Here is a 26,173-nt window from a genome sequence, read left to right as displayed (position 1 = left end):
TATACAATATATTATTCTTAATGTCAACTATATTTTACATAAAAAATAAAATAAATTGCATTTTGCAACATAACTTGTTTTATAGCCCCTTTCCAATTATAATAGTAGGTAACAGTGAACGAAGGAAGAAAGGTGAAACCAATGATTACAAAAGTGTATGAGAAACCAAATATTTTTAAAATAGATGTACCTCTCCCTAATAATCCCCTGAAAAACTTAAATTGCTATGTGGTGCAGGATAGCGGGGAAAGCCTGATTGTAGATACAGGTTTTAATCGCCCCGAATGCAAAGAAGCCCTTCTTGAGGGCTTGCGGGATCTAAATGTGGATTGGTCAAAAACAAATATGTTCCTTACCCATCTTCATTCTGACCACTCAGGCCTTGCCCCTGCAGTGATGCACGGAAAACAGGGTAAAATTTATATGAGCAAAAACGACCACGACTATCTTGGGTGGATTTTGAACGGGAACCGTTGGGATACCTTCGATGAAATCTATCGCAAAGAAGGTTTTACCAGAGAGCAACTTGCTTGGTTGAAGGAAGAAAACCCCGCCAGAGGCTTTGAGCCTGATTACTATTTTGATGCCATCACTGTGGGTGATGGTGATATTTTAAAAGTTGGCAGCTTTGCTTTTCAGTGCATATTTGTCCCCGGACATACACCAGGACAAACCTGTTTATATCTCCCCGAGGAAAAATTGATGCTCTCTGCCGACCATATTTTATTTGATATTACACCAAACATCACTTCTTGGGTAAATATAGAGGATTCTCTAGGGGATTATTTGGAAAGCTTAGTGAAAATTCGTGCCTTTGATATGAAAACCGTTTTGCCCGCCCATAGAAAAAATGAAATGGATGTATATGTACGCATAGAAGAAATTATCCATCATCATTTGATTCGCTTGGAAGAAACCATTGATGCATTAGAGCAATTCCCCAATACCCATGCAACGCAAATCGGCTCTTGTTTAAAATGGTCCATGCGAGGAAAAACTTGGGATGAGTTCCCTCTTTCCCAGCGTTGGTTTGCCGTGGGAGAAACCATGTCCCATTTGGATTATTTAATCAAACGAGGCTTGGTAGAAAAAACGGAAGATGAATGTTACAGCTATTCCTTAACAGATAGCGCTGTGGCTTGTAAAGAAAAACTGAATAAGCTCTGGCAAATATATGCTTAAATACAACTCCAACAAATTATTTTGTATAAAAAAATGAAAAAGGAAGGCGTAAGCATGGATATTCTAAAACGATTACAAGAAGAACTAAATATAAAGACTTTTCAAGTGGAAAATACAGTATCCCTTTTGGATGAAGGCAACACCGTGCCTTTTATTGCAAGATACCGAAAGGAAATGACAGGCTCCTTAGACGACCAAATCATTCGTCAACTTGCAGAGCGCTTAACCGCCCTGAGAAATCTTGAAGAAAAACGGGAGCAGGTGCGTTCCTCCATCGAAGAGCAAGGCATGCTTACCGAGGAATTAGCACAAAAACTGGCGGATGCAATGACACAAACGGAAATTGATGATATCTACCGCCCTTACCGCCCAAAACGCCGCACCAGAGCCTCCATTGCTAAAGAAAAGGGCTTGGCCCCTTTGGCAGAAATGATTTGGGGGCAGGTGCTTTTGACCCCTTTGGCAGAGTATGCCGCCGCTTTTGTGGATGAAGAAAAAGGCGTATCCTCTGTGGAAGAAGCCATAGAAGGCGCAAAGGATATTCTGGCAGAACAGCTTTCCGACGATGCAAGCATTCGTCAGCTCCTGCGAGAGGAATGGCTGAAAAACGGCCTTCTTCTTTCTCAAAAAACAAAGGACGAGCCTTCTGTTTATGAAATGTATTATGATTACAGCGAACCCCTTAAGACCATCGCATCCCATCGCATTCTAGCCATTAACCGTGGCGAAAAAGAGGGCTTTCTTTCGGTTAAAATCCAAGGGGAAGAAGAGCCACTTTTCGAAAAAATGGGACGAGTTGTCATCAAGAAAAACAGCCAAACCGCTGAAATCCTCCATGAAGTTATTGAGGATAGCTATAAGCGCCTGATTGCGCCTTCTTTAGAGCGTGAGCTTCGTAACGATTTTACGGAAAAGGCAGAAGAATCCGCGTTGGGTGTTTTTCGTGAAAATTTGAAACAGCTTTTATTACAGCCACCCATTGCGGGCAAGGTTGTCTTAGCCTTAGACCCTGCTTTTCGTACAGGTTGTAAGCTGGCCGTGATTGATGAAACAGGAAAACCTTTGGAAACGGCGGTGATTTATCCTACACCACCTCAAAATAAAAAGGAAGAGGCAGAAAAAACATTGAAGCGCCTCATTGAAACCTATGGGGTTTCATTAATCTCCATCGGCAACGGTACCGCTTCTAGAGAGTCGGAGCAGTTTGTTGCAGAGGTTTTGAAAGGGTTAGACCGAAAGGTGCAGTATATCATTGCCAACGAGGCAGGGGCTTCCGTTTATTCCGCATCCAAGCTTGGTGCAGAGGAATTCCCTCAGTATGATGTATCCCTGCGCAGTGCTGTTTCCATCGGCAGAAGAATACAAGACCCATTGGCGGAACTAGTTAAAATAGACCCCAAATCCATCGGTGTGGGGCAATATCAGCATGATATGAACCAAAAACGCCTTGGCGAAACCCTAGGGGGTGTGGTAGAAGATTGCGTAAACAGTGTGGGCGTCGATTTAAATACTGCAAGCCCTTCTCTTCTGTCTTATGTAGCAGGAATCAACAGTACCGTTGCAAAAAATATCCTGTTATATCGTGAGGAAAACGGAAAATTTAAAACACGCAAGGAATTGATGAAGGTGCCGAAGTTAGGGCCCAAGGCATTTTTACAGTGTGCTGGATTTTTACGTATCCCTGAAAGCACCATGGCCTTAGACCACACAGGAGTGCATCCCGAAAGCTATGGAGCGGCAGAAAAGCTTCTCCGCGCCTGCGGCTTTACCCTAGAGGATGTGGCAAAAAGGCAGGTATCCAGCTTAAGCAAAAAAATAACCTCCCCTGAAAAAATGGCAGAGACACTGGGCATTGGTGTTCCAACCTTAGAGGACATCATCAAGGAATTGGAAAAACCCGGACGTGACCCTCGTGAAGATGCCCCTGCTCCAATTTTGCGCAGTGATGTTCTTTCTATGGAAGATTTGCAAGAAGGTATGATTTTGACGGGGACCGTTCGAAATGTCATTGACTTTGGTGTATTTGTGGATATTGGTGTGCATCAAGACGGCTTAGTGCATATCTCTCAAATTTGCAACCGCTTTATCAAACATCCTCTGGAGGCAGTGAAGCTGGGGGATACAGTAAAGGTAAAGGTACTTTCCGTAGATATAGAGAAAAAGAGAATTTCACTAACCATGAAGAACGCGGAATTATGAATCCATGGTTATTCCTACTTAAAAATTTCTTGACTTTTTCTTTTCTTTTGCTGTAGAATACAAAATAAAAAAATGAATGGTGCGTATAATGGTTCAGCACAAGACTACTTTGGTCTTGTGCTTTTTTTACGCCCAACAAAAAAGGAGATTAAAACAATGGAATTTTTTATGAAACTGCCCCGAAACAAGAAAGAATTTGCTCTTTTTTTAGGAATTGTATCTGTATTATCTGTAAATATAATTGCACCTCTCATTTCATGCTTTGAAATGGGATTCACTGTGCATACTTGGGGTGCTACCCTACGGATAATTCCATTCCTTTGGCTTTGTGTAATCATCCTTGTGTTATTCACACATAAGCCTGCCCAGTGGCTTACAGCAAAACTCGTATCCAAGCAAGATAGCTTTCACCCACAAATCATCATAAATATTCTTTGCACGGTATTTTTAATGTCTATTTTCTTAACCGTCATTGGTACATGGATTGGCACCCGCCAATTTAGCTTGGTTCCTACTCAAACTTTCTTTTATAAATGGCCCAGAAATTTTACAATTTCTTTCTTTGTAGAATGCTGCATCGCCCAGCCCATAGCCCATCAAATAATGAAGAAGGTACACACATTGCAAGGCAATAATTCCAGCGTTGTAGAAGAATAAGATAGTAGCATGTAGCATTGTAACAATTTATCTTTACATTCAAAAAGGGCAAGCATTCATTGCTTGCCCAAGATCATCTAACTATAAAATATAAAAACTCTTATTTATCTACCCCTTGCCAAACGCTCCAATTGAATAATCAGCGTAGGAACGAATGCCAGACCAACAATCTGCAAAATATGTGTTACTGTTAAAGCGTCATTGATGTCAAACAATTGGTGCAAACCGGAAAACATCAGCACTGACATTAACAAAATACCACCAATGGCAAAGGCACCATAGCTATAAGGGTTATTGGGCAGGCGGAAGATGGAGCGTGTCCCCCTGCAATTAAAACCATGGAACAAACGAGCTAAACAAAGAGTTGCAAATGCCATAGTAGAAGCTAAACCAGGGTTTTCTCCCAAACCAACATAAAAACCTACGATGGTCACAACAGAAATCAAACCGCCTTGCAACACCAACCTTTTTACAAAATCCGGAGTTAAAATACTTTCTTTTGGATTTCTTGGTTTATCGTTCAATAAATCCCCTGTGGGTTTTTCCATATTTACTGCCAATGCAGGCAAGCTATCTGTTAGCAAATTAATAAACAATAGCTGTACTGCTGTAAAGGGTAATGGCAAGCCTAATAGGGAAGTAAACAATACTGTTATAATTCCTGCAAGGTTGCCTGAAAGTAAAAACTGAATGGAATTTTTGATATTTCCATACACGTTTCGTCCGTTGCCTACAGCTTTTACAATGGTTGCAAAGTTATCATCGGTTAAAATCATTGCAGCTGCATCCTTCGATACCTCAGTACCCGTGATACCCATGGCGATACCAATATCCGCCTGCTTTAACGCAGGGGCATCGTTTACGCCATCACCAGTCATTGCGGCGATACAACCGTTTTCCTGCCATGCCCGGACAATTCTGATTTTATGCTCCGGAGAAACACGGGCATACACAGAAATTTCTTTCACCATGCCCCGCAATTCTTCATCACTGATATGCTCCAATTCTGCACCTTCAACGGCTCTGTCCCCTTCCTGCAAAATACCAATCTCTTTTGCAATGGCAGAAGCAGTTACCTTATGATCCCCTGTAATCATAACAGGACGAATACCTGCCCGCAGACAGTCGGCAACAGCAGGAGCAGATTCCAAACGGGGAGGATCCATCATGGCTATCAAGCCAATAAACGTTAAATCCTTTTCATCCTCCAAAGTCAAACGGCGCTGTTCCCCAATTTCTTTTTTTGCGAAAGCCAAAACGCGAAGGCCTTGAGAAGAAAATGCTTGATTTTCGGCAATGATTCTATCCAAATCTTTTTGGGTAATTCCCCTTACCGCTTCATTTTCTACAATATTATTGCATCTGGAAAGCAAAACATCAGGAGCACCCTTTGTCATCATCAGATGTTTACCATCAAGCTGATGCAAAGTGGACATGAGTTTTCGGTCAGAATCAAAGGGAAGCTCGCTTAAGCGAGGATACTCTCCTCTAATATCTCCCTCATGACCACCTGTTTTTCGGCAAAAACTGAGCAAGGCCGTTTCCGTTGGATCACCGATTTTGGCATCTCCGCTGATTGCACCATCGTTACAAAGCACCCCTGTTACAATAAGCTCTCTATGCTGTTTTTTATCACAATCCACATCATCTGCATCCGTGGTGCCACTCAGGGTGAAAACCTTTTGCACCGTCATTTTGTTCTGGGTTAAGGTACCTGTTTTATCTGAACAGATAACAGAAACACAGCCTAAGCTTTCCACCGCACGAAGGTTCTTGATAATGGCATTTTCTTTCGCCATTTTTTGGGTACCGATTGCTAACCCAATGGTCACAATAGAGCTTAACGCCTCAGGAATTGCCGCCACCGCCAAAGCAACAGCAAACATCAATGCATCTGCTAAAGCCTGACCACGCCATACGCCAAGACCAAACACAATCACACAGATAGCCAGAATGACAAAAGAAAGCTTTTTCGAAAAATCATCTAGGCTTCTTTGCAGTGGTGTTGCTTTTTCTTGGGCAGACTCCATCAAGTTAGCGATTTTCCCAATTTCCGTATCCATTCCCGTACCTGTTACTAAAACAACAGCTCGCCCATAAGAAATCAACGAGCCGCTAAAAACCATATTTAAGCGGTCTCCCAAGGGAAGCTCCTCTTTTTCAATTAAATCAGCAGATTTATTTACATTTTCCGATTCACCTGTTAGAGCGCTTTCGCTGACCTGTAAAGAATGATTCTCTAAAATACGACCATCTGCCGCCGCTACATCCCCTGCTTCTAAAAGCAAAATATCCCCGGGAACCAGCTTTACCGCTGGAACCTCCATCTTTTCCCCATCACGAATGACTCTAGCATTGGGAGCAGACATTGCTTTTAGACTTTCCAAAGACTTTTCGGCCTTAAAATGCTGAACCGTTCCTAATATTGCATTTAAAATCAATACTGTAATAATAACAATGGTGCCTTCCATTCCCCCTGTTAATGCGGAAATGATGGCGGCTACAATTAAAATGACAACCAGAAGATCTGCAAATTGCTCAAAAAAAACTTGAACAATGCCCTTACGCTTGCCTTCTCGCAGCTTATTTTCCCCGTACTTCTCTAGCCGCTGTTCCGCATCTTCCCCCGAAAGCCCATGCTTTGAGGACTCATATTCACGGAATAGCTCCTCCTTCTTTCTCATCCAAAGTTTATCCATTTTCATTCTCCTTTCGGTGCACATAAAAAAGACCTTTATTGCACCCATACAAATCTTCCGGTACAATAAAAGTCTTGCTTCCTAAGAATACTAAGCATTCTCTGGGCAACGTCCGGGCTGTTTGGCCGTGATGACGAACGTTGGCGTCGCATAATGCGAAAGCTACTCCCTCTTATTTGTATGAATTCTACCATATCAAGCATGGAAAATCAATACAAATTTTCCATGTCACCGAAAAATCTTCCCATTTCAGTATTCCCAAACAATTCTAACTATAGTCTTGTATATTTTTTAACATATCTCTTTTCATATGCATGTTTATTTGGTATACTAGACAAAACTCAGTTGGAAAAGGAGGGAATGGTATGATTCACGAAAAATTTACAGTGACAGGGTTAAACGAAATGGTTTATCACTTAAGAGAATACAAAGATAAAACTGACTGGCGTATTGATTTTTACAACATTTACGGTGCGTTGTTGCTTACCTTCGATAGCGATGAGGAGACCTTAGAGCGTCTGCGGGATGAAAATGATGCCTATCAAATGGTTACTGAATGGATGGATGTTGCCCTGATGATGGGCAAGGAATATTAATTCCAGTGCAAAACAGAGGATTCCAACAGATGTCTTACCCATTGACACCATTGCGAAAGCCTGAATTGTTTTTTCACACACATATAAGCTTGCTTTGCATTGCAAAAGATTGCACTGTAATGCAGGCTTTTTTCGATAGAAATATAAATATGATTTTCAATTAACTTCCATATGTTGTTGACTTATGTAAAATTATGGTATATCCTTTTCATATATTCATAAGGGGGTTATTTATTTATGCAATGCTACTTAGAAATACTTAAAAAATATGCCGTTTTTAAAGGACGTGAAAGCAGGAGAACATTCTGGTATTTTGTATTATTTAATTGTATTTTTTCTCTTATCATCTACTTCATAGATAAAATCTTGCATTCGGATATTTTATCAACATTTTATTCTCTTGCGGTTTTCTTACCCCATCTTGGAGCATCTATCAGAAGATTACATGATATTAATAAATCCGGCTGGTGGGTTTTACTATCATTTATTCCCCTTGCATTCTTTCTAATTATCATACCTCTAGCCTTAGTTTCAAAGAGCGCATTTTTTGGGGGATTAATTCTAATTTTGTTACTTTCTCTTGCATGTAGTATTTGGCTCATCGTTTTAGAAGCGACCCCAGGTACACCGGGAGAAAATAAGTACGGAGAACCTGTTTAAACGGTCAAATTAAATAAAGAAAACGAATTGCCTTTATAAAATATTTTTTTAAATATGTACTCCTTTTTAAAAGAAGCTAAAATTTATACTTATATCTTTTTATTGAAATAGTGCATATCTTTCATGGAAAGAGAAACAATATTACAAACTGTTTATAAAGGAGAGATCTTATGAAAGCATATGTAAATGAAAAATGCATTGGCTGTGGCCTGTGCGTTACCCTTTGTGGTGATGTTTTTTCTATGGACGACAGCGGTCTGGCAAAAGCGATTCCAGAAAACGTTCCCCCAAGTACAGAGGCTATGGTCATTGAAGCAAAAACAAACTGTCCCGCCATTGCCATTGAAACAACCGGTCATTAATAAAGATACGAAAAAGGAGGTATTCTTTTTGAATTCCTCCTTTTTAATATTATTTAAAAGTAATTTCTGCTTATGAAAGAAAAAGCATTCCAATACGAAACTTTATTTTTTATATATCACATATAATTCAATAATATATGTAAGAACAAGTAAAACAATTAATTGATAAGGCCCATCTTTGTGGGACAACTTGAGGCAAGATGAGCTACATGAAATCTCATATAGGAAAACATAATGATAAGTGATAATGTCAACATATTTATGCTGGTTGCAAGAACAAATAACAACTTTTTCATAAAAATATAACCTCCTTTTGGGTTTGTACCTATGTACTTTTCATTTCTTTCAAAAGAGTTTCTATCTTTTCTATCAGCTCACTTACCTATACATACAAGAATAAAAATCTAAAATCTATCATCAAATAAATTTACAAAATTTGTTATTTTTTTATTTTAGCATGACAAATTCTCTTTAGCAACCCACCTCACCTATCCTGGCCATTCTCTTTCAACAATCATAAACTAAAAACAAAAAAGTGACATCCGTAAACAGATGCCACCATTCTTTACATTTTTTATTTAAAATTTAAGCTGTTATCCTTTAACAATACATCGTGAGCGCCGCCTTCTACCAAGCTTGTGGTAGAAATTACGGTGATTTTTGCCTTCTCCTGCAATTCAGGAATGGAGAGCACACCGCAGTTGCACATAGTAGACTTTACCTTCTTCAAAGAAAGCCCCACGTTGTCACGCAGACTGCCTGCGTAAGGTACATAGGAATCTACGCCCTCTTCAAAGGAAAGATTTTCGTCACCACCCATGTCATATCTCTGCCAGTTTCTTGCACGGGCCGAACCTTCGCCCCAATACTCCTTCATGTAACTGCCGTTGATGTTTACTTTGTTTGTAGGGCTTTCATCAAAACGTGCAAAATATCTGCCCAACATGATAAAATCTGCACCCATAGCCAAAGCTAAAGTCATATGATAATCGTAAACGATACCACCGTCAGAGCAGATAGGGATATAAACACCTGTTTCCTTAAAGTATTCATCCCTAGCCTCCGCAACCTCAATGACTGCGGAAGCCTGTCCACGGCCAATGCCCTTTTGTTCTCTGGTAATGCAAATAGAACCACCGCCGATACCAACCTTCACGAAATCCGCACCACAATCTGCCAAGAAACGGAAGCCTTCTCTATCTACCACGTTGCCTGCGCCAATTTTCACGGTGTCACCATAATTTTTGCGTACCCAATCCAAGGCATCCTTCTGCCATTCGGAATAACCCTCGGAGGAATCGATACAAAGAATATCTACCCCTGCTTCCACCAAAGCAGGTACTCTTACCATATAATCTCTGGTGTTAATTCCCGCTCCAATCACATATCTCTTATCCTTATCCAAAAGCTCATGAGAATTTTCTTTGTGACTATCATAATCCTTACGGAATACCAAATATTGCAGTCTGCCCTCTTTATCAACAATAGGCAGCTGATTGATTTTATTGTCCCAAATAATGTTGTTCGCTTCCTTCAGGCTTGTCCCCTCGGGTGCTGTAATCAGCTGATTCAAAGGTGTCATAAACTCGCTGACCTTTGTGTCTCTCTCCATACGGCTGATTCTATAATCTCTGCTGGTCACAATACCCACCAATTTTCCCTGGGCAGTGCCGTCGGTGGTCACTGCAACGGTAGAATGGCCTGTTTTGCGCTTCAGGTTTAAAATATCCTGTAAAGTGCTCTCGGGGCTAATGTTGGAATCGCTCATAACAAACCCTGCTTTATAGGCCTTTGCTCTTGCTACCATTGCCGTTTGGCTTTCTATACTCTGAGAACCGAAAATAAAGGAAATACCGCCTTCCTTCGCCAGAGCCACCGCCATTTTGTCGTCAGATACTGCCTGCATAACCGCGGAAGTTAAGGGAATATTCATCTCCAAAGCGGGTTTTTCACCTTTTTTGAATTTCACTACTGGGGTTTTCAAACTCACATTATCCACTGTACATTCCTTTGATGAATAACCCGGTACCAGTAAAAATTCGCTAAAGGTTCTGGATGGTTCCGTAAAGTATTTCGCCATTTTTTTCTCCTCCTGATGAAAAATAGGGAGCGTATTTCTCTACGCTCCAACTCTAATAGAATTATTTTCATAAGATTTTAGCACTAAAACACCTCATGTACAAGGGGGAGTTCATTTTTTTCGAGATTTTGTAAATATCGTCGGTTTTTCTTCCCTTTTCACAAGTATTCATGAACAAAAAGCGCCCCTTGTCCTCAACCACCACACATTCGTCCGCTTCAAAAACGACGATTTAAATATCCCAAGCTTGTTCTGGCGACAACACCGATTACACTGCCTGTAATAAGGCCAAAAATAAGCAGAAATGGTAAATAATACATCAGCCGAATGTTCTCTACAACCAAAGCTGCAACAATAATTTGACCAATATTATGAAAAACTCCTCCGGCAATACTAACACCTATGATGCTGAATTTGTCTGTTTTTTTCAAAAGCACCATAATGCAGTAGCTAAACAGTGCTCCCGAAAGGCTATATAACAATCCGGCAAAGCCAGCAAACATCAGTCCCGAAAGAACCACCCTCACAAGAGAGATGAAAAAAGCCGCTCTTGCATCCATAAAATACAACACAATAACAATAATCACATTGGCAAGGCCAAGCTTCATTCCCGGAACCAAAAGTGGCAAAGGGATCAGCATCTCAACATAACCCATGAGTATGCCTAACGCAGCAAACAAACCATAATAAGCAACACTTTTCCGTCCCATTTAACCCACCACCATATCATACGCTGCTTTCTTTTCCCCTATAATTTCCACCACTAATTTATGGGGCAGGCAGACTATGGTTTCTCCTGTCAAATGGATTTTTTTATGCTCTACACAAATCTGGTCTCTGCAATCTGCTTCTTGCATCGTAACATAGCCATCCTGAATCTGTATGATATTAAAGCCTTCCTCCGTTTCTACCTGATATATGGTATCTTCAGATAGGGGTAATTCCGCTTTTACTTCACCATTGGCTGTAATTCTTGCGTATCCGCCTTTCTCCGCTCCCAAAAAGAAAAAAAGGGCAAAGCCAATCGCTGCCACAAGAAGAACCAAAATCAGAATTTTATCTCCTTTTTTCATACCTGTCACCTTTCTTCCACATAGGAAAAAAAGGAAGCAATTGCTTCCTTTTCTATGTAATAGGATTTATTAAAAATTACTATCTAAATGCCCAGAGCCGGAATCGAACCAGCGACACGAGGATTTTCAGTCCTCTGCTCTACCGACTGAGCTATCTGGGCGCATGTTTCTGACGCCATATTAGTATATCCAATAAAACCCCATAAGTCAACAATTATTTTACTTTTTTATTACAAATTGTACTATTTCATTAATATCTGCAAAAATTCTGATAATCATTCATGTTTTTTCGTTCCCTCAAAAATAAAAAACTTCGCAAATTTTGAAGGATAATACCCCATCATACAGCATGCCAAAAGGTCGTGAAATAGGCGTACCCTATAATGGGGTGATGCCGTTAATTTATTCCTTCCCCAGATTTTTAGCTCGTTCATCCCAATAATCACATGAGATTCCTACAACCTCTGAGGTAAAAGGTTCCCCTTTTTTTGTTTTATAGTGCCTTGTGGCACGAAATGCATATTTAGCACCAAAAAACATAATCGGTAAGTTGCAATACACAATGATGATATTTCCCAAATCAGAAATATACCAAAGATTATCCAATTCCAACCCCGCCAGTACAGAAACCGCCCCAAAAGGAATAAACACCAGCGCACCTAAAACTCGAATAAAATTGATAAAGCTTTTTTTCTTACTGATTCGATTTGCCGCAATTTCCGAAAAAATGATAAATCCGATGACACATGTATAGGCAAACAGACCATAACACAAGCTGACCAACAGGGTTATAAAGCTATCAGCCCCCGTTCCCGGTGTTAGGGAAGTGATGGAGGCCAAATATAGGGGAAGTTTCTGACCATGCAGTTCTTCCCACACCGTTGGGTTATTCCAAAGTTGGGCCATAACAACAATAAAACCTGAAAGGGTGCAAATGATAATGGTATCTAAAAATACACCCAGCGATTGCACACAGCCCTGTTCGCAAGGATGCTCTGCATTGGATGCGGCGGCAGACATGGTGATGGTACCCTGCCCTGCCTCATTTGACATGAGCCCACGTTTAACCCCTTGCACCAAAGCTGTACCAAAGAAACCGCCAAACACAGCTTCGGGAGTAAACGCACCTTTAAAAACAGCACCAAAGAAAAAAGGAATGGTGCGGAAATTTAAAAGAGCAATCACTACCACAGTTAGACAATAAATAACCGCCATAATTGGAACCATCTTATCCGTAACCTTTGTGATTTTTTTAATGCCGCCAAAGGCAAGGATACCTGTTCCGCCAACTAATACAACCGCAATCAAATAATAAAGAGCAGATGTCCTATCATATGTAGTTCCCGTTACTACCTGAGCAATGGAGCCCACGGAAGAGAACACATTAAACGCTTGGGCAGGCAAACAGAACATGGCATAAAGGATAAAAATAGAGGATAGTGCTACGCCCACCCACGCACGGTCTCCCATGATTTTTTTACCATAAAAGGGTAATCCGCCTACAAATTCGTCTCCCTTTTTCTCCTTAAATATCTGAGCCAATGTTGCTTCCATATAGGCTGTAGCCATACCGAAAAAGGCACTTACCCACATCCAAAACAGTGCACCAGGACCACCAACGGATATAGCACCTGTTACACCAAGAATATTCCCGGGACCAACCCGCATGGCAGAGCTTAGAAAAAAGGCTGCCAACGGCGTTATACCAATTGCCGCTGCCCTTTGCTTTGTCAGAATACGAAGTCCTTCTTTAAAATGGGTAACCTGGATAAATCCTGTTTTGATGGTAAAGAAAATCCCCGAGCCAATCAACAGAACCACAGCAAAGCTTAATTTACCCAAAATGGGAATGGCTGCGTACCATTCAAAATTTGTGGGAAAATCCCACATAAAATCAGCAATTGGCACGACAAATTGAAACACTCCGTTTACTGCATCAAATACTTCTTTCAAAATAAATCTCCTCCCAATTTTTAATTTTCCGGGCAAAGGTCCGAGGACTCTGTCCCCAACCCTGCAAGCCTTTGTAAAGGCTTGAGCCCAAACTCCTATAGCAAAAATTATATTTTTGGCGTTGTATTTCCTTTCAAAGAGCAAATGGATTTTGGACAACGATCACCATCTTAAAGCACCGCCAACGGTTTTACCTTTGCATGATATCAATAATGGTTCTATCCATAGCAAACATGCCCTCTGCTGAAATCCGCCCCAGATTCTTAACTGTATCCTCCGCTGAAGCACCAATAATGCCAAAATTGTTTGGAATTGCTTTGTGATTCATGGCAAGCATGGCTGAAAGAAAAGCAGAATATACCCCTGCCGAAGCCTTGAGGGAACAACCAATACTACCACCGTCGCAAATCATACCCGTTAAATTTGCAGCCATATGATTGATTGCGTTGGAAACCTCTTTGACACCGCCCCCCATAAGAAAGACCAGTCCTGCCGCAGCACCGCTCCCTCCACCTAACACACAACCACAAAGAGGCGATAACCTGCCTGTATAATGCTTACTATAAATTGTAACTAAGCCACTCAGTGCAACAGCCCGCAAAACCCACTCCTCCGATGCTCTTATGCCTCTTCCATAGGAAACAACGGGCAAGGAACACAAAATACCATGGGAGCCACTACCCACAATACTCATAGCAGGATTCGGAAGGCCGGATAACCTTGCATCCATAGCAGAACAGGTAAGCCGTTGGGCGTCATAAATCATATCATTGCCTAAAACACCTTTCTCACGGAAAGCATCTAAGGTAGAGCTGATTGCCAAGCCAACACCAACTGCCCCCAAATGAGAAAGCTTGCAGTTCATTTCTATCATTTCTTCTATAATATCCAATTCCTGAATGGAAACCGAAGCCGCGTATTCCACCATATCCTCAATGGTAATGGAATCAAAGGGAACAACTTCTTTCTTTTCCATCTCCATTCCCCTCTTCGTCTGAAAAAGGATCTCATCATTTTTCGCTGCATATGTAATATTATCGTGGATGCCTTCAATACGGGCAATGCCCACACCTCTTGTGGTTGTAATCTCACCTTGGACATAAATGGCTTCCTTATCCTGAGCGATTATAATTTCAACAGGAAGTTGTTTTGCCTTTTCCACCTGCTCTTGTGTTATCCCCTTTAAACACTCCAAGCCCAACTCCCACTTACCTCCAATTGCACCCAAAGCCGCTGCCATTTTACACCCCAGCTCCTTTGTACCGGGAATTCCACAAGAGAAGGAATTTTTATACAAACCTCCATTCATTTGAACCTCGATATGCAGTATCTCGCCTCCCACTAGGCTATAGGCTCTTGCCGTGGCAAGGGCAATGGCACCAACCTCTGTCACCCCTAATGCAGGGCGAATTTCAGATTTTAGAAGCTGCGTAAAGTCCACTATCTATTCCCCTCCTTATGTTTTTCCTAATTGTTTTCAGTATAGCGTTTCAGATAAAAAAATTCCACTTTTTTCTATGACTTTTTCTAATAAATCTCCTTAGGTACACATGTATACAGCATAATTCCCTATTTTTACTTGTTTTTCATTTTGAACTTCTCTATAATAAAACAGCTATTATATTTTATGCAGTTAAATTACTGCTTACTTTAGGAGGGTAATATGGATCAGCAAAGAGAAAAATTCTCATCCCGACTGGGCTTCATCCTCATCTCTGCAGGCTGTGCAATCGGTCTGGGTAATGTTTGGAAGTTCCCATATATTACGGGGCAATATGGCGGTGCCGCCTTTGTTCTCATTTATATTTTGTTTTTACTCATACTGGGCATCCCTATCATGGTAACAGAGCTTTCCGTCGGTCGTGCCAGCCAAAAAAGTGTGGCCATGTCCATGGATGTCTTAGAGCCAAAGGGAACCAAATGGCATATATTTAAATATTTCGCAATGGCAGGCAATTACATTTTAATGATGTTTTATACCACAGTTGCAGGTTGGATGCTTTATTATTTTATTAAAATGTCTGCTGGCAGTTTTGTTGGGTTAGATAAGGATGGGGTTGCCGGAATTTTCGGCTCTATGCTGCAAAATCCCACTTTAATGGCTGGTTATATGATTGCAGTGGTTCTAATCAGTTTTGCCATCTGCGGACAAGGGTTACAAAAAGGCGTTGAAAAGATCACAAAAGTCATGATGCTTTTATTGTTACTTCTAATGGTAATTTTAGCTACTCGTTCTATCTTCTTAAAGGGCGGTGAAGAAGGACTACGTTTTTATCTTACCCCCAATTTCTCCGCTTTAAAGGAATTTGGTATTGTTGAGGTTTTATTTGCTGCGTTAGGACAAGCATTTTTTACCCTTAGCATTGGTATGGGTGCCATTGCCATTTTCGGCAGTTATATCGATCGCTCCCGTTCTTTAACAGGAGAAGCCATTTTTATTACTTTCTTGGATACCATGGTGGCTTTAATGGCAGGCTTAATTATTTTCCCCGCCTGCTTTGCTTACGGGATTAATCCTGATGCAGGCCCAAGCTTAATTTTTATTACCCTACCCAATGTGTTTAATGCAATGCCTGGTGGGCGCCTGTGGGGGTCTTTATTCTTTTTGTTCATGTGCTTTGCCGCACTGTCCACAGTTATTGCCGTATTCCAAAACATAATTTCCTTTGGCACCGACTTAACAAAGGCAAGCAGAAAAAAAGTGGTTACAATCAATCTTTTGGCAATCATTCTTCTCTCCATGCCTTGCGTTTTGGGCTTTAATATCTTAAGCGGGATTCAACCTCTAGGAGAAGGTTCCTCTATTTTAGATTTTGAGGACTTTATTGTCAGCAACAATATCTTGCCTTTGGGCAGTGTGGTATATGTTTTATTCTGCTCCTTAAAAATTGGCTGGGGCTGGGATCATTTTATGGCAGAAGCCAACAGTGGCAAAGGCTTAAAATTTCCTAAATCTATCCGCTTTTATATTCAATGGATTTTACCTTTGATTGTGTTATTTGTATTTGTAATGGGTTATAAATCGTTGTTTTTTCATTGATATATTAAGGTAAATGCCTATTTTCATAAAGCAAAACATGAATATGATAGGTGAGACAGCACCCTCCACCAATGATGCTGTCTCACCCTTAAAAAGACCTGTTAATCTGACTGAGTCTTTTTTTAATTGCAAAAGTATTTTTTAATCTCTGCAAAAGTAAATACAAACGAAAGTCTTAAGAATAAGTAAAATTATGGAATATAATTAACAACCATGCTATACTAGAAACAATTTTGTCATTAAATAGGAGGTGTTGACTTGAAAGAAGCTTTGAAAAAAACGAGTCTTCTAAGTATGTTTTTTATTAGTCTTTTTTCTTGTTTCTTCTTTATTATACTTGGAATAGGCTTAGATGTGATATTGAATACCGGAACTGGCATTATTGGAAAACTCCTTGGTTCTCTAGGTCTTTATTTTGCGCCACTAGTCTTGCTTTACCGCAAGCTTCGCAAAAATAACCTAAATTTTAAAATATGGTTTCAACCGGTCCGCATTCGCGTTTCTGAAACATTAGCCGGAGCTATATTCCCAGAAATACTAGGTGTAGGTATCTTGCTTTTTCTAAGTATACTCCTTACCGCTTTTAGCGCTTTGCCCACGGATGGAACTTTAAACTTACCCCCAATAGGTACAATGGATTGGATACAGTTCTTTATCTTATCCTGCCTACTTGCACCGATTTGCGAAGAGATTTTATTTCGTGGATTTTTATTGGAGAAACTAGAGATTAATTATTCCGCAAAAAAATCCATCCTTATCACCTCTTTGGTTTTCGGATTGATGCATGGTATAAAGGGCATTTCCCCGGCTATAGTTAGTTTTGTTCTCTGTATACTATACAAAAAATATCATAGCTTAATTCCCTGCATTGCAATTCATTTTGTCCATAACTTACTGGCTATTCTACTAAAAAGCCTGGTTGCAAACACAACGACCACCGAAATTGCTGCAGACACTGCTGCCCCGTTATCTTCCACGGATATCGTATTTGTTGTATTTCTAATCTTCATTGGGGCAATTTGGTTGCATCGCTTTACAAAATCAAACTGGAAATATACTAATTCCGAAATAGAAAATGATACTTCATATGAAACCGTTTAGCATTTATTTCACAGGCTATCCTTGAAACCCGGGTTGGCCTGTGAAATTATTTTGAAAAAAATTATTGATGACAGCGTCTTATCTTCTTTCATCTCATCCTATCCATTGCAAAAAAGCGTATTTTTTAAAAAATCCCTGACAGAATAATACTTTTTTCTTTCCAAAAACCATGCTATACTCAAAACAAAAAGAGCGGAGGAGATATTTCATGAAATTAGCCTTAATTCAGATGCAAGTAAAAAGCACCCCTGAAGAAAACCTGGTAAAAGCAAAAACCCTTCTGGCAAAAGCCGCAAAAGAGAAATTTGACATTGCCGTTTTTCCGGAAATGTTTGCTTGTCCCTATGACAACAGCTGTTTCCCTCGTTTCGCCATGGATAAGGACGACCCCTTTCTTTTAGAAATAGGCGCATTGGCTAAGGAATACGGAATCTATATTATAGCCGGTTCTGTTCCAGAAAAATTTAAGGATAAAATCTATAATACCTCTTTTGTATTTGACCCAAAAGGCCGCAGAGTTGAAAAGCACCGTAAAATGCATTTATTTGATATCAATGTAGAGGGCGGCCAGCGGTTTATGGAATCCGACGTTTTAACGCCCGGCGAGGAATTTACCACCTTTGATACACCATGGGGAAAATTAGGACTTATGATTTGTTATGACATCCGTTTCCCTGAGCTTGCTCGTCTTTTGGCGCTTCAAGGCGCAAAGGGAATCATTGTGCCTGCCGCTTTTAATATGACCACTGGCCCAGCTCATTGGGAGCTCTCCTTCCGTGCGAGGGCGTTAGACAATCAGCTTTATATGGCAGGGGTTGCTCCTGCCAGGGATATGGATGCATCCTATGTTGCTTGGGGGCACACCATTTCCACCGACCCTTGGGGACGAGTTCAGGTACAGCTTGAGGAAAAAGAAGAAATTGCTTTTGTTGAATGGGATTTTGAATATTTGGAGAAAGTACGCAGAGAGTTACCACTTTTGAAGCATCGCCGTACGGATTTATACCGTCTGTCTGATATTTCTAATAATAAATAAGCAAGGTCTCAAGGTCTTGGGACGCTGTCCCAAACCCTGCAAGGGATACCTCCCTTGACCCATTTGTACAAAAACTACGTTTTTGTGTGGGAAACAGCTTGTAGACAAGGTCAAAATCTCGAGGGCTTTGCTCTCAAACACCCACAAGGGGTTCACCCATTGACCCATCTAAAACCCCATGCATATGGGGTTTTAATATAAGTTTTTGGTCTTGCTTTTTTCAAAAAAGCAAGTGGGTGTGGGTGAAACCCACGGTTTAACCTTTTAAAGGAGGAATGAAATATGCAAGAAACAATTTATCTGGCTGGTGGCTGTTTTTGGGGCACTGAACAGTATATGGAATCTATAGAAGGCGTCATTTCCACCCGCGTGGGCTACGCTTTGGGAAAAAAGGAAGGTCGGGAATTCAAACTCCCCCAAACCGTTACCTATGAGCAGGTTTGCCGTGGTGTGGGTCACGCAGAAACCGTAGAAGTAGTTTTTGACCCGGATAAAATCAGCCTGAACCAAATTCTTAAGGAATACGCTTATACCGTAGACCCAACCTCCATGGGCAGACAGGGCATGGATATTGGCATTCAGTATCGTACGGGCATTTATTATACCAGCCAAACCCAGGAGTCAATCATCGCCGCCTTTTTAAAGGAATTACAACAAGAATATGACCGTCCTGTTGTGGTGGAAAATCTACCCTTGCTACAATTTATTGAAGCGGAGGATTATCACCAAAAATATCTAACCAAAAACCCCGGGGGTTACTGCCATATTAATTATGAAAAGATTGCGAAACAAAAACAGCGTATCATTAACCAAAATGATTATCCAAAGCCGGAAAAAGCTGTTCTGAAGGAAAAGCTTACCCCTCTGCAATTTGCTGTAACCCAAGAGAATGAGACGGAACCCCCCTTTTTCAACAAATACTGGGAAACCAAAGAAGAAGGAATTTACGTGGATATTACCACAGGAGAACCCCTATTTACTTCGAAAGATAAATTTCAATCCTCATGTGGTTGGCCTGCCTTTGCAAAGCCATTAGATCCTAATACCATTTTGGAATATGATGACATTACCCACAATATGATTCGTACAGAGGTACGCAGTCGGTCGGGTAATGCCCATCTGGGACATGTTTTTAACGATGGTCCAAAAGAATTAGGCGGACTTCGCTATTGCATCAACAGCGCCGCCCTGCGTTTTATTGCGAAAAAAGACATGGAGCAGGAAGGATATGGCGAATTTTTACCTTTTCTATAGAAAATGGTTGTGTTTTTTGCGGCAGGAGGCTAAAATAAAGGACATATGAATTCAGTTATAAGAAAAGGAGCGATCTCTAGTGGATTTGACAACAGTAAAATCAATCTACCGTGATACGGCTGCCTATGCAAGCAAAGAGGTAACCATCGGCGGTTGGATTCGTACCATGCGTGTTTCCAAAAATTTTGGCTTTATTGAGCTAAACGACGGCTCTTTCTTCAAAAACCTTCAGGTTGTATTTGAAGCGGAAGCCTTATCTAATTATACAGAAATTACAAAGCAAGGCGTTGGTGCCGCTTTGATTGTAAAAGGAACTTTGATGGAAACACCTGACGCTAAGCAGGCCTTCGAGTTAAAGGCGGCAGAAATTCAGGTAGAAGGCACCTCTGCTCCTGAATATCCTTTGCAGAAAAAGCGCCACGGCGTTGAATTCCTACGCCAGATTGCTTATTTGCGCCCCAGAACAAATATGTTCTCCGCAACCTTCCGTGTAAGAAGCTTGATTGCCTATGCCATTCACAATTTCTTTCAGGAAAGAGGCTTTGTTTACGCCCACACACCTATCATCACAGGCAGTGACTGTGAAGGTGCAGGGGAAATGTTCCGTGTAACCACATTAGACTTAAATAACCTGCCAAAAACAGAGGATGGAAAAATTGATTTCTCCAAGGATTTCTTCGGAAAAGAAACAAATTTGACCGTAAGCGGTCAGCTTTCCGCAGAAACCTTTGCTATGGCATTCCGTAATGTATACACCTTCGGCCCTACTTTCCGTGCTGAAAACTCCAATACAGCCCGTCATGCGGCAGAATTTTGGATGATTGAGCCTGAAATGGCGTTTGCTGACCTTGAGGATAATATGGAATTGGCGGAAGATATGCTGAAATACATCATCCGCTATGTATTGGAAAATGCTCCCGAGGAAATGGAATTTTTCAACAGCTTTGTGGATAAAACTCTGCTGGAAAGACTGCAAAATATTTTGGACAATGAATTTGGCCGTGTAACCTATACAAAGGCTGTGGAATTGTTGATTGAAAGTGGACAAGTTTTTGAATATCCTGTTGAATGGGGTATTGATTTGCAAACAGAGCACGAACGTTATCTGACAGAGCAAATTTTCAAAAAGCCTGTTTTCGTTACAAACTATCCCAAGGAGATTAAGGCTTTCTATATGCGCATGAATGAGGATAACAAAACCGTTGCCGCAATGGATCTTTTGGTGCCCGGTGTTGGTGAAATCATCGGCGGAAGCCAGAGAGAGGAACGCTTAGACCTTCTGGAGCAACGTATGGACGAGCTGGGACTGAACAAAGAGGATTACTGGTGGTATCTTGACCTTAGAAAATACGGTGGCACCAGACATGCAGGCTTTGGCTTGGGCTTTGAGCGTGCAGTAATGTACTTGACAGGTATGGGCAATATTCGTGATGTACTGCCTTATCCAAGAACGGTAAAGAACGCAGAATTCTAATAATAATAAAGCGTGCTTGCTATTTAGCACATAAAAAAGACCCTATTGCAAAAAATTGCAATGGGGTCTTTTGAGTTTCTGTAAAAATTCACCGAGAAAACTGTCCTGTTTTATTCCTGTGTTAGTTTCCTATTCACGAAAGGTATCCTTTTTACTTGCCTTGGTTTTCCAATACAGAAAAAGAACAATGAAAAATGATAAGGTTTGGGCAATGGCAATACGCATCACTTGCAAATGGTCTGCCCCCGAAACTGCAGTAATATGCAATAAATTCACTATGGTATTATTCACAAAATGGTCTGCCATGGGCACCCAAAGATTTCCGAAAATTTTTGTCAGCATACACAGCTTTGCTCCCATCAAGCCCGACATAATGGTCAAGCTAAGCATTGCCATGAAGGCAGAGAAAATATTGATATCCCCTTCTAAAAAACTGCGCATTGGTGCCGCTATATGCCAAAGCCCGAATAGCACAGACGAAAGAATGGTTGCCCACAAAAAGGAGTATTTTTTTTCTGCAATTTTCAGAAATAACCCTCGAAAAATCCCCTCCTCCATTACCACATTTATTATATTTCCTGCAATACACATAATATAAAAAAATAAAGCGGTTTGATTACCCAGATTACCTTGTATGCTGTAGCTGGTCACATACCATTGCAGTGTTGGTGCATTTCCTGAGATATTTTGCATGATAAATTCTGTGCCATAAGCAGGGAGAAACACCAATATTCCTAACAGTATGCCATACGCCAGATACTTACCCGGTTTTACTTTTGAAAAGCCAATCGCTCTCCAAGAAATGCAAAAGTATCTCAACGTAAAAAAGAGAATGCATATCCCCACCATTTTATGCAGAAATGCCTCACCAAAAAATCCTCTGTCCGTTTGTAAGATGAAATATTCAAAGCCTCGAAAAATAAAACATACTCCATAAATGATTAGAATCAGCAATATTCCCATTTTTTTGTTTTCTGTTTTCATGCCACACTCCTTCTTTAAATGAGAATATACTCACTTGTTAAAATAATAGATTTCTCAAATATCATTGTGAAAGAAATCTATTTAATAAGAAATCAATATCCGCCTTTTAAATAAACCTTGATGACAATTCTCTTAAGAGCCCTTCTATTCCCTCAGGCCGCAAAGCACATTTCCCTTTACTCTATTTATAAAAAGGTGCCAATTACAACTCTCATGCAATTGCCACCTTTACAAAACTCATATATTTAAGGCAAGGCTTATCTTCTTACCATATCTCTTGTGATTTCAGCAATGCTGGTGGCACCACACATGGCCATAGTATCTCTTAGTTCCTCGCCAATTTTATTGATATAAGCCTTAACCCCTTCTCCACCGCCGCCGAATACCGCTGAAACAAAAGGTCTTGCAATAATAATTCCATCTGCGCCTAAGGCTAGGGCTTTAAAAATATCGCCACCAGTACGGATACCCCCGTCTACGAAGATTTTCATGCTATCCCCTACTGCCGCCACAATTTCTTCCAAAACATCTGCCGTTGCGGCACAGCCATCTAATACTCTGCCACCGTGGTTTGAAACAACAATGGCATCTGCACCTGCTTCTTTTGCCTTTAAGGCACCCTTTACACTCATAATTCCTTTTACAATAAAGGGTGTTTCAATCAGGGCGATGATTTCTTTTAATTCTTCCACTGTTTTGCTGCCTGCAGGAGGAGTCAGATTTTTCAAAAAGGGCAATCCTGCCGCATCAATATCCATGGCAACGGCAAAAGCATCACTTTTAGAAACCAACTGCATTTTCTCTTCTATGGTTTCCTTATTCCAAGGCTTTATTGTGGGGATACCCAAGCCCCCTGCTGTCTTAATTGCTTTGGTGGCACCCTCCATAACCTGAGGATTTACGCCATCGCCGGTAAATGCGGCAATCCCGTGTTCACTGCAAGCGGAAACCAAAACATCATTATATGTAATATCATTATATTTATCGCTGTAATGCAGCTGAATGGCACCTACAGGGCCTGCAAAAAACGGATAGTCAAAGTGCTTACCAAATAGGGTGATAGAGGTATCTATAGGCTTATTTTCATAGATGGTATCCATATTAAGATAAACTTTTTTCCAAGCCTCATAATTACGTACCGCCGCATCGCCAATACCCTTTGCACCAGGGCCCGGCAACTTATTTCCGCAAGCCTTTCCGTTACAAACAGGACAGGCAAAGCACTTATCGCCAATACATTCTCTTGCACTCTTTAATATTTCATCATATGTCATTATTTTAGACACCCCTTTTTCTTTTTTTAGGCCTATCATATCACAAGAAAATTAGGAAATCAAATTCTTACACCCTTTTTGAAATAGGGTTTCATATCTTAGAACTATGTTCATCCCCTGTTTTTCCATAATATTTTATTCAACTTCATTGCTTAGTCATCCAGATGGAAGTGAAGTTTATTTTTGGAGAAAATATCTTTTTCATTCAGCATTTCTACTGTCCTACAAAGTGAAATGTTAGACCCAAAAAATAGACAAAACACTCTCTCCTCATAAATTACCATTTTTAATCTATTTGTCTATCTTAATCTAGTCCCTGCACTCGCAGTATAAATTTCATACCACTCCCAGCGTTCCAATTTTACCTCCAAGGCTTTTATTGCGCTATCCAAACGAGAAAGCTTACTGCTTCCCACAATTGGCATTGCTTTTACAGGATGATACAATAACCACGCATAGGCAATGACCTCCGCCTCCACACCATGCCGCTGTGCAATTTCCAAGAGCTTATCTTTAACCTTTATATAAGGCGCCTCTTGGGAAGTAAATAGTTTTCCCCCTGCCAAGGGTGACCAAATCATTGGATGAAGCTTATTTTGTGTCAACAAGTCAATCATTCCTGAATGAATATGCTCGTCGCAACAAGGATTCCATTCTATCTGATTGGTGCAAAGCTGATTTTCGCAAAATTGATTTAGTGCTTGAAATTTAATTGGGTCGAAGTTTGACACACCAATTTCCTTCACCAGCCCCTCATTCTTCAATTCCAGTAACGCCCTTCCCGTTTCCTGAGGATCAAAGCAAGGGTCTTCCCGATGAATCAAATACAAATCCAATGAATCACAGGAAAGACGTTGCAGACTTTCCTTGCATGAAGTTTTAATCCTATCATAGGAAGTATCATAATATTTAAAGCCATCATGATTAAAAATTCCCGTTTTGCTTACCAGCTGAATTTTTTTGCGTAATGCCGGATTTCTAGCAAACACCCGTCCTAATTGAGTTTCACATTCTCCAAAACCATACACTTCTGCGGTATCAAAGGTGGTGACCCCCCGTTCCACGCACCCTTGCATAAAAGCCTCCAGCTCTTTTGTATTCCACTCCCATTGAACCAAACGCCAAAAGCCCTGTATGATGCGGGAAAAAGAAAGCCCTTCTGTCATTTTCAAATATTCCATATGAATACCCTCCTTTCGTAATTTCAACTATGTTTACTGTTCGCCATACTATGGGATATTCCTTTGGCATAATCCACAACTTATATTTATACCTCTCTTTAGGCGCTTTTTTTGCATAATCTACGGTTATTTCCGTAAAAAAATTGAATAATTGGTTGAATACCGTATATTATTCACACAGAGTGATTGAAATTCTAAAAAGCCCACACAATGAAATAAAGGCTTATATCCTGTATTTATAATAATTTATCTAAATTTCTTAAAATGTTTTCTATTATTTTTATTTATATTTATCCATCCCTCTTGTGTAAATGACTACAAACCATCTTCAATTCACAAAATTGTATAATTATGCATTTTCATATTGACTTTCTATTTGAAAGGTATATAATATAAAAAAATAAATTGTTTGAAAAGGGGAACAAGGCTATGAAATATAAAGTTTACATAGACGGCCAAGTAGGTACAACGGGCTTGCAGCTGCGTCAGCGTCTGGAGCATCATCCAAATATTGAGCTCATGCTCATCAGCGAAGAGCTGAGAAAGGATGAAGCCGAGAGAAAAAGACTAATGAACAGTGCAGACGTTGTGTTCCTCTGTTTACCCGATGAGGCGGCAAAAGAAGCAGTTCTTCTGGTGGAGAACCCCCATGTATGCATCATCGACGCCAGTACCGCCCATAGAACCAACCCACTTTGGACTTACGGCTTTCCGGAGCTTTCTCCCGCTCATAGACAAGAGATTGCAAAAGCAAAGCGTATAGCCAACCCCGGGTGTCATGCAACAGGCTTTATTGCGGCGGCATATCCCTTGGTAAAGCTGGGTATTCTAAGCCCTGATTATCCCTTCTCTGCCCACAGCATCACAGGCTACAGCGGCGGTGGCAAAGGCATGATTCAGGAATTTGAAGCTACTGACAGACCCAGTGCATACGAAAGTCCAAGACAATATGGATTAAATCAAACCCATAAGCATTTGCCTGAAATGCAGTATGTAACAGGAATTTCCGCTCCACCGGTATTTACGCCCATTGTGTGTGATTTCTACCGCGGTATGGAAACCTGCATCCCTCTGCATACAGACCTTTTTTTGAAAAAAGTTACAAAGGCAGAGCTCATTGATTTCTTTCAGGATTTTTATAAGGATTCCAATTTTATTAAAATCGCCCATGAAGAAAGTGGTTTTCTGGCATCGAATTTATTGGCAGATAGCAATGGCTTAACCCTTTATATCGAAGGAAACGACCAACGAATAACCATCACCAGCGTTTTTGATAACTTAGGTAAAGGTGCTTCTGGAGCGGCAGTGCAAAATATGAATATTGTCCTCGGTTTAGACGAAACCGAATCATTGATATAAACAAAGGAG

The 26,173-nt window shown here is 40.6% G+C and carries 21 protein-coding genes and 1 tRNA gene; 12 read left to right on the top strand and 10 right to left on the bottom strand.

Translation table 11 applies throughout. From position 1 onward, the window contains the following. Nucleotides 1–141: 141 nt before the first annotated feature. The 3 genes from NE558_RS03420 (at nt 142) to NE558_RS03410 (ending at nt 4,038) form a co-directional block, all read left to right on the top strand. The gene (locus NE558_RS03420; protein WP_256148507.1) at nt 142–1,182 is read left to right on the top strand and encodes an MBL fold metallo-hydrolase; all 1,041 of its coding nucleotides are present in this window, start codon (nt 142–144) and stop codon (nt 1,180–1,182) included. Nucleotides 1,183–1,236: 54 nt separating this feature from the next. Next, nucleotides 1,237–3,381, top strand: coding sequence for a Tex family protein (locus NE558_RS03415; protein WP_256148506.1), 2,145 nt, complete (start codon nt 1,237–1,239; stop codon nt 3,379–3,381). Nucleotides 3,382–3,537: 156 nt separating this feature from the next. Continuing rightward, nucleotides 3,538–4,038 (top strand): hypothetical protein, encoded by a 501-nt coding sequence (locus NE558_RS03410; RefSeq protein WP_256148505.1) that lies wholly within the window; start codon nt 3,538–3,540, stop codon nt 4,036–4,038. A 104-nt stretch (nt 4,039–4,142) separates the two neighbouring features. Here NE558_RS03410 and NE558_RS03405 read toward each other — a convergent pair whose 3' ends face one another. Then, nucleotides 4,143–6,737, bottom strand: a complete 2,595-nt coding sequence (locus NE558_RS03405) for a cation-translocating P-type ATPase (protein WP_256148504.1) — start codon at nt 6,735–6,737, stop codon at nt 4,143–4,145. A 365-nt stretch (nt 6,738–7,102) separates the two neighbouring features. Here NE558_RS03405 and NE558_RS03400 point away from each other — a divergent pair, with 365 nt between their 5' ends. The 3 genes from NE558_RS03400 (at nt 7,103) to NE558_RS03390 (ending at nt 8,355) form a co-directional block, all read left to right on the top strand. Beyond that, nucleotides 7,103–7,333, top strand: a complete 231-nt coding sequence (locus tag NE558_RS03400; protein WP_256148503.1) for a hypothetical protein — start codon at nt 7,103–7,105, stop codon at nt 7,331–7,333. Between the two features lie 237 nt (nt 7,334–7,570). Beyond that, nucleotides 7,571–7,993: a DUF805 domain-containing protein gene (locus tag NE558_RS03395; RefSeq protein WP_256148502.1), complete on the top strand. Its 423-nt coding sequence runs from the start codon at nt 7,571–7,573 to the stop codon at nt 7,991–7,993. Between the two features lie 170 nt (nt 7,994–8,163). Continuing rightward, a complete protein-coding gene (locus tag NE558_RS03390; protein ID WP_066046559.1) occupies nt 8,164–8,355 on the top strand; it encodes a ferredoxin in 192 nt (63 codons plus the stop codon). 574 nt (nt 8,356–8,929) lie between these two features. Here NE558_RS03390 and NE558_RS03385 read toward each other — a convergent pair. The 6 genes from NE558_RS03385 to NE558_RS03360 all read right to left on the bottom strand — a co-directional run bounded on the left by NE558_RS03385 (nt 8,930) and on the right by NE558_RS03360 (nt 14,902). Beyond that, a complete protein-coding gene (locus tag NE558_RS03385; protein WP_256148501.1) occupies nt 8,930–10,435 on the bottom strand; it encodes an IMP dehydrogenase in 1,506 nt (501 codons plus the stop codon). 218 nt (nt 10,436–10,653) lie between these two features. Continuing rightward, entirely contained in the window at nt 10,654–11,145 is a 492-nt protein-coding gene (locus NE558_RS03380) for a Gx transporter family protein (protein WP_256148500.1), read from the bottom strand. Then, the gene (locus tag NE558_RS03375; RefSeq protein WP_256148499.1) at nt 11,146–11,508 is read right to left on the bottom strand and encodes a NusG domain II-containing protein; all 363 of its coding nucleotides are present in this window, start codon (nt 11,506–11,508) and stop codon (nt 11,146–11,148) included. 88 nt (nt 11,509–11,596) lie between these two features. Beyond that, nucleotides 11,597–11,669, bottom strand: a tRNA-Phe gene (locus tag NE558_RS03370). A 241-nt stretch (nt 11,670–11,910) separates the two neighbouring features. After that, a complete protein-coding gene (locus NE558_RS03365) occupies nt 11,911–13,461 on the bottom strand; it encodes an alanine/glycine:cation symporter family protein (RefSeq protein WP_256148498.1) in 1,551 nt (516 codons plus the stop codon). A gap of 190 nt (nt 13,462–13,651) precedes the next feature. Next, on the bottom strand, nt 13,652–14,902 hold the full coding sequence (locus tag NE558_RS03360; RefSeq protein WP_256148497.1) for a serine dehydratase subunit alpha family protein: 1,251 nt from the start codon (nt 14,900–14,902) through the stop codon (nt 13,652–13,654). A gap of 222 nt (nt 14,903–15,124) precedes the next feature. On the opposite strand from NE558_RS03360, the gene NE558_RS03355 reads away from it, so the two are divergent. The 5 genes from NE558_RS03355 (at nt 15,125) to asnS (ending at nt 21,366) form a co-directional block, all read left to right on the top strand. Beyond that, complete coding sequence (locus tag NE558_RS03355; RefSeq protein ID WP_256148496.1) at nt 15,125–16,501, top strand: sodium-dependent transporter; 1,377 nt, start codon at nt 15,125–15,127, stop codon at nt 16,499–16,501. A gap of 258 nt (nt 16,502–16,759) precedes the next feature. Next, entirely contained in the window at nt 16,760–17,602 is an 843-nt protein-coding gene (locus tag NE558_RS03350; protein ID WP_256148495.1) for a type II CAAX endopeptidase family protein, read from the top strand. 208 nt (nt 17,603–17,810) lie between these two features. Continuing rightward, entirely contained in the window at nt 17,811–18,638 is an 828-nt protein-coding gene (locus NE558_RS03345; RefSeq protein ID WP_256148494.1) for a carbon-nitrogen hydrolase family protein, read from the top strand. Between the two features lie 282 nt (nt 18,639–18,920). After that, entirely contained in the window at nt 18,921–19,892 is a 972-nt protein-coding gene (msrB, locus tag NE558_RS03340; RefSeq protein ID WP_256148493.1) for a peptide-methionine (R)-S-oxide reductase MsrB, read from the top strand. A 79-nt stretch (nt 19,893–19,971) separates the two neighbouring features. Further along, nucleotides 19,972–21,366 carry an asparagine--tRNA ligase gene (asnS, locus tag NE558_RS03335; RefSeq protein WP_256148492.1) on the top strand — a complete coding sequence of 465 codons (1,395 nt, stop codon included), beginning with the start codon at nt 19,972–19,974 and terminating at the stop codon, nt 21,364–21,366. Between the two features lie 129 nt (nt 21,367–21,495). Here the strand turns inward: asnS and NE558_RS03330 are convergent, their stop codons facing one another. The 3 genes from NE558_RS03330 to NE558_RS03320 all read right to left on the bottom strand — a co-directional run bounded on the left by NE558_RS03330 (nt 21,496) and on the right by NE558_RS03320 (nt 24,805). Continuing rightward, the gene (locus NE558_RS03330; protein WP_256148491.1) at nt 21,496–22,350 is read right to left on the bottom strand and encodes a CPBP family intramembrane glutamic endopeptidase; all 855 of its coding nucleotides are present in this window, start codon (nt 22,348–22,350) and stop codon (nt 21,496–21,498) included. A gap of 257 nt (nt 22,351–22,607) precedes the next feature. Continuing rightward, the gene (locus tag NE558_RS03325) at nt 22,608–23,624 is read right to left on the bottom strand and encodes an alpha-hydroxy-acid oxidizing protein (RefSeq protein WP_256148490.1); all 1,017 of its coding nucleotides are present in this window, start codon (nt 23,622–23,624) and stop codon (nt 22,608–22,610) included. 299 nt (nt 23,625–23,923) lie between these two features. Then, nucleotides 23,924–24,805, bottom strand: a complete 882-nt coding sequence (locus NE558_RS03320; RefSeq protein ID WP_256148489.1) for an aldo/keto reductase — start codon at nt 24,803–24,805, stop codon at nt 23,924–23,926. Nucleotides 24,806–25,234: 429 nt separating this feature from the next. On the opposite strand from NE558_RS03320, the gene argC reads away from it, so the two are divergent. Continuing rightward, nucleotides 25,235–26,164 carry an N-acetyl-gamma-glutamyl-phosphate reductase gene (argC, locus tag NE558_RS03315; protein ID WP_256148488.1) on the top strand — a complete coding sequence of 310 codons (930 nt, stop codon included), beginning with the start codon at nt 25,235–25,237 and terminating at the stop codon, nt 26,162–26,164. Nucleotides 26,165–26,173 lie beyond the last annotated feature (9 nt).

The organism is Anaerotignum propionicum (assembly GCF_024461735.1).
Lineage (GTDB): Bacteria > Bacillota > Clostridia > Lachnospirales > Anaerotignaceae > Chakrabartyella.
The sequence above is the reverse complement of the archived record's forward strand: the minus strand, read 5'-3'. Positions and strand labels throughout refer to the sequence as shown.